This is a genomic window from Marinobacter sp., from assembly GCF_014859525.1.
GTDB lineage: Bacteria > Pseudomonadota > Gammaproteobacteria > Pseudomonadales > Oleiphilaceae > Marinobacter.
In genome coordinates this window covers 1-5,691 of the sequence record NZ_JACUUB010000113.1, presented here as the reverse complement: position 1 = coordinate 5,691, position 5,691 = coordinate 1, and the positions used below count along the sequence as shown (strand labels likewise).

Annotated in this window: 4 protein-coding genes; 2 read left to right on the top strand and 2 right to left on the bottom strand. The window is 54.7% G+C overall.

Features of this window, described 5'->3' with window-relative positions:
* Window positions 1-2,094, top strand: a 2,094-nt coding sequence (glgP, locus tag IBX51_RS14045; RefSeq protein WP_291831922.1) for an alpha-glucan family phosphorylase, incomplete at its 5' end; no start/stop codon positions are given.
* A 1-nt stretch (window position 2,095) separates the two neighbouring features.
* On the opposite strand, the gene IBX51_RS14040 is transcribed toward glgP, so the two are convergent.
* Window positions 2,096-3,301, bottom strand: coding sequence for a 1-acyl-sn-glycerol-3-phosphate acyltransferase (locus IBX51_RS14040; protein WP_291831921.1), 1,206 nt, complete (start codon window positions 3,299-3,301; stop codon window positions 2,096-2,098).
* A 171-nt stretch (window positions 3,302-3,472) separates the two neighbouring features.
* Here IBX51_RS14040 and recQ point away from each other — a divergent pair, with 171 nt between their 5' ends.
* Complete coding sequence (gene recQ, locus IBX51_RS14035; protein ID WP_291831920.1) at window positions 3,473-5,344, top strand: DNA helicase RecQ; 1,872 nt, start codon at window positions 3,473-3,475, stop codon at window positions 5,342-5,344.
* Here recQ and IBX51_RS14030 read toward each other — a convergent pair.
* Window positions 5,335-5,691, bottom strand: a 357-nt coding sequence (locus IBX51_RS14030) for a DUF4442 domain-containing protein (RefSeq protein ID WP_291831919.1), incomplete at its 5' end; no start/stop codon positions are given. The genes recQ and IBX51_RS14030 overlap by 10 nt on opposite strands.

Below are 5,691 nucleotides of genomic sequence, written 5' to 3'. Positions count from 1 at the left end.
TTGCTCTACCAGCAAGGTTATTTCATCCAGACCATTGATGCGCAGGGACAGCAAGTTGCAAGGTATCAATGTCACTCCAGTGACGAGCTGCCCATCACTCCCGTTGAGAAAAACGGCCAGCAATTAACGGTCTCTGTGCCCTTCCCCGGCCGGGAGGTTCATGCGCGGGTATGGCAGGCTCGGGTTGGGCATATTCGCCTTTACCTTTTGGACTCAAATACCACCAAGAACAGTCTCGAGGATCAGGATTTAACCCTGCAGCTTTATGGCGGAGACTCCAGCACCCGCATCAGTCAGGAAATGTTACTGGGTATTGGCGGCACCCGTGTACTCGCGGAACTCGGGATAACACCTACGGCCTGGCACATCAATGAGGGCCATGCAGCGTTCCAGATTCTGGAGCGGTGCCGAGTGGCCATGGCAGACGGGCTGTCGTTTGAGGCGGCACTTGAAGCCGTCGCAGCAGCAACTCTGTTTACAACACACACGCCAGTGGCGGCAGGCCATGACATCTTCCCCAGAGACCTTGTGGCTCATAACCTGGGACCATACCTGGAAGAGTCTGGACTGGAATTTGACCGGATTTTCGCATTGGGTGGCAAGAACGGTAACGACAGTTTCAACATGACCTGCCTCGGGCTACGTGGCTCTCGCTTTCATAACGGGGTAAGCCGCATCCATGGCGGCGTAGCGTCCGAAATGGAAGGAAGTATCTGGCCGCAGATTCCACCCAGGGAAAACCCCATCGAATACATCACAAACGGTGTGCACGTGCCGACTTTTTTGGCTCCGGAATGGGCAAGCCTGTTTGATATTCAGGCGCCAACATGGAAGAGCGAACTTTTGAACCCGGCCTTCTGGAGCTTCGTTGACCAGATTCCGGATTATCATTACTGGAGTGTTCACAAGGCTCTGAAACAGCAAATGGCGGAGTTTACCGTTCGTCGTCTCAAGCGCCAGCACAAGCGCAACGGGACCGGCTATTCGGTCACCGAAAGGATGACCCGGCAACTGATCTCGCCCGACAAAGACGCTCTGGTGATTGGTTTTGCCCGACGTTTTGCTACCTACAAACGCGCCACCCTGATTTTCTCTGATCTTCCGAGACTGGAACGACTGCTGACCAACCCGGACCACCCTGTCGTTCTGGTATTTGCGGGTAAAGCCCACCCCCAGGATCATCCGGGCCAGCAACTGATCAAGGTCATTCATGGCTTGTCCATGCAGCCTGCGTTGATGGGACACATAATCCTGCTGGAAGATTACGACCAGGCTATGGCGCGCCGGTTGCTCAGCGGTGTGGATGTGTGGCTGAACACACCGGAATACCCGAAAGAAGCGAGTGGCACTTCAGGCGAGAAAGCAGCGGTAAACGGCGCACTCAACCTGAGTGTACTCGACGGCTGGTGGGGTGAGGGCTATAACAAAACCAACGGATGGGCAATCACCCCCAGAGATACCGGGCTCGATCAGGAATTCCGCAACCGGGAAGAAGCCCGGGATCTACTGGATTTGCTCGAGCATGAAGTCGTCCCACTGTATTACAGCCGCGCCTCACAAGGTTATTCAAAAGGCTGGGTAACGCGCTCGAAAGCATCTATGAAAACCATTACCCCAAGATTCAATGCCCAGCGAATGGTGATGGACTATGCCCGAAACTACTATCAACCGGCAAGCCATCAGGGCCGGCTGATGATGGCAGACCAATTCAAGGTCGCACGCGAGCTGGCGGATTGGAAAGCTCGGGTACGAGACGCCTGGGATGGTGTTTCAGTAACGGTAAAAGGCTGTGTGGATGATCGCTGCGCATGGGACGAGTCTGTTGAACTGAAACTCTCTGTTGCGCTGAATGGGCTAGCTCCCGGTGATGTCCGGGTGGAATGCCTGGTTACTCCGGAATGCACAGGGACCTACGCAGAACCCGGAGCCGATCGTTTTATCCTTGAGGCAACCGGCGAAGAGGATGGACATGCGGTGTATGCATCCGACATAAAACCACCCTACCCGGGCCTGCAAACGTTGCGCTTGCGAGTCTACCCTCACCATCCGGCACTCACGCACCCGCTGGAAATGGGGTATATGATCTGGGCTTGAGTCACTCTGCCGTTTCTGGAATGTGCTCGCCGATATTATTAGCCGCGAGTGCGTTCACCACCGGGTTGGCGTACATGTTCAGAAGATAGGGGCGAATGGCCTCATCACAAGACGCAAGGCGGCGCTCCATCTCGGCTTTGGCGGCTTCCAGATCTGCCGGAGACCATGTTTCTGCCGTCACAACGCTCTCACTGACGCTGTCCGGAGTCTCATGGGCTCCTGGATGTATGCCGCGCATCTGATGGGCCACCAGATTGGATGCGTGTAAGTGGTAGTTCGCGTGCATTTCATGATCAATTCGTGCCGCAAGCGACTTCGGGTTATCCGGCGCGTCTGCAATGGGCGCACCAAAATGCACGTGCACATGACCTTTGTACCCGGTCAGTCCCTTCATGATCTGGTTCGTGTCTTCGCCTTCCGCCTTTTGATAGGCACCGGTGCGGGCTCGCACTTCCAGCTCCCGCGCCTTGTCGGCATCGCAGGGGTCATACTCATAGGCAATTGAGACCGGAACAATGTGCAGCTTGTTCATCGCCTCATCAAAGCCCAGTCCGGATTTTTTACGGCTCATGTAGAACATCTTGATAATCGCGGGGTCTGTTGCATCAATGCCATCTTTGGCACGACCTTCACGCTGGGCAATCCAGATGCTGTCATTGTGATCAATGCTGTGATTGATAAAACTCGACAGCGTGAGATAGGCATCGCGCATTTCCCGCGGGCTGGTTATGTTGCGGCGTACCACAAAGCTTTTGTTCAGACGCATCATTTCAGCAAACACCCGGTTCGCAAGCAGGTTGTCGCCGATGGCGATCCGGGTGGTATGGAACCCGTTCTGAAACAACAAATAATTCACCACCATGGGATCAAAAACGATGTCCCGGTGATTGGAAATAAACAGATGGGACGAGTGCTTGCTCAGGTTTTCAAGACCGCTATGAGTCACCCTGGAGGTGGTGCTCTGGACCAGATCGCCGACGTAGCTTGAAAGGCCAGCCTGTAAATCGTCAACCCGATGAAAATGGCCAAAACGGCGCGCAAGCCAGCGGCGAACGAAAACCCGCAATACCGCAGGTGCCCATTTTGCCGCCACCGGCGACTTAAAGCGTCCAACCATGTCTAAAAAATCTGGGTCGTTGACCAGTCGTTGGATCGCGGGGGCGGTTTCTTCATCCGAGTAGGGTCGGATTGCGTCAAATTCCTGCATGCAAGCCCTGTTGTTGTTCGAAACGATTAATCAAAGTCTCTGAAGCGGTGCCATTGTATCCTTTCTTTTACCGTTTTGCTTCCACCACAATGGCGTGTCGACCAATCCCCACCCAGGATCTGTTATCATTCCGGACCGAATTTCATACCCTCGTGAAGGCTGACGACAATCATGTATCCGGACCAGGACTTCGACCAACTCACCCGCGAACCACCCTCTGCCGCCAATCGGAGCCCGGAACAGGTTCTGCATGAGGTTTTTGGGTACGAGAGTTTTCGTCCATTACAAGGTGACATCGTCCATGAGGTTGTGAATGGTGGTGATGCCCTGGTTTTGATGCCCACCGGGGGCGGTAAGTCGCTTTGCTATCAGGTGCCGGCACTGGTCCGCCCGGGTACAGCGATCATCGTCTCGCCATTAATTGCCTTGATGCAGGATCAGGTAGCTGCGCTTCAACAACTGGGCGTGAAAGCCGCTTTCCTCAATTCCACCATGGATTTTGAGCAATCCCGGGCAACCGAATATGCGCTGATGACCGGCGAACTCGACCTGCTGTATTGCGCGCCAGAGCGATTGATCCAACCGCGCACCATTGAATTACTGCACAATGCTTCCTTATCGCTGTTTGCCATTGACGAAGCCCACTGTGTGTCGCAATGGGGGCACGATTTCCGCTCCGATTACCTGCAGTTGAGTATGCTTGCCGGGGAATTTCCCGGTATTCCTCGCATCGCCCTGACCGCGACTGCAGATGAGCGTACCCGCAAAGAAATCGCCGAGCGCTTATCGCTGACTCAGGCAAAGCACTTTGTCAGCGGTTTCGATCGGCCCAACATTCAGTACAGGATTACCCCTAAAACTAATGCAAACAAGCAGTTATTAGACTTTATTAAAGCTGAACACGAAGATGATTGTGGCATTGTTTATTGCCTGTCACGGAACAAAGTTGACGCAACGGCGAAGCTGTTGGCCAGCAAAGGCTACACCGCACTGCCCTACCATGCAGGCCTGGATGCCCAGTCTCGAGCCAGGCATCAGGATCGGTTTTTGCGTGAAGACGGCGTGATTATCGTTGCCACCATTGCCTTTGGCATGGGCATTGACAAACCCGACGTGCGGTTTGTTGCCCACCTGGACCTGCCCAAGAGCCTGGAAGCCTATTATCAGGAAACCGGCCGTGCCGGCAGGGATGGCAAACCTTCCACCGCCTGGATGGTGTATGGCCTGCAAGACGTTATCAAACTGCGGCAGATGCTCGAAGCCTCTCAGGGTAACGATCAATTCAAACGAGTTGAACGCCAGAAGCTGGACGCCATGCTAGGCCTGTGTGAAGTCACCCAATGCCGGCGGCAGGTGCTGCTCCGCTATTTTGACGATGCCCTTGAGCACCCCTGCGGCAACTGTGATACCTGCCTGAACCCGCCGGAAACCTGGGATGGCACTGTAGCCGTCCAGAAAGCGTTGTCGTGTGTTTACCGAACAGGCCAACGATTCGGCGTGAACTACCTCATTGATGTGCTACGAGGATCCGAGAATGAACGGATTTTGCAATCTGGTCACCAGGCCATTTCCACCTATGGTATTGGTACCGATCTGTCGGTTAATGAGTGGAAGTCGGTTTATCGCCAGCTGGTAGCGAACGGCTATTTAAGAGCCGATCCTGACGGTTATGGGGCATTACAATTGACGGAACTTTGTCGGCCGCTGCTTAAAGGTGAGCAAGCCATTGAGCTGCGTAAAGACCCTGTCGTGAAGAAGACGGCAGCCTCCAGGTCGAATGGCAAACGCGGTGGTCAGGACGTACGCGATCAGATTACGGACCATAACGGCTGGGACGCACTTCGCGCCTGCCGAAAGGCGCTGGCGGACAAACAGGGCGTGCCTCCCTACGTGATCTTTCATGACACAACCCTGTTCGATATGCTCGAACGCCGCCCGGAAAACCTGGAGCAATTGGCAGAAGTCAGCGGCGTAGGGGCCGCGAAGCTTGAAAAGTACGGTGAAGTGTTCCTGCAAACGCTGAAGGATATTGCTCAACCCTGAGGCTGAAAGCCTTTCTTTCGGACTCGATAATGCGCGAGCGACGTCGCCACATGATTGCCTTCTTCGTCCCTCAGCACGCCTTCCAGGGTGAATTTTGCACGCCCCGTGGCATCTGCATCCGCCAGGATGGCCGCTACGGCCTCGGCTGGCAAGGCGAATTCCACCGTCACGTCTGAATTGGCCGGGAGCAGGAACTCGAGCGTCATTTCCTTGAGTATCGGCGTATAGGCCGGGCCCAGATCAAACAATGCCATCACGCCACCCGGAATCTCGGCAACCAGAAAATACGCACCCGCGTACAAACTGCCAAAGTGATTTTTGTTGCCCTTCAGTTTTACTTTTGCCCG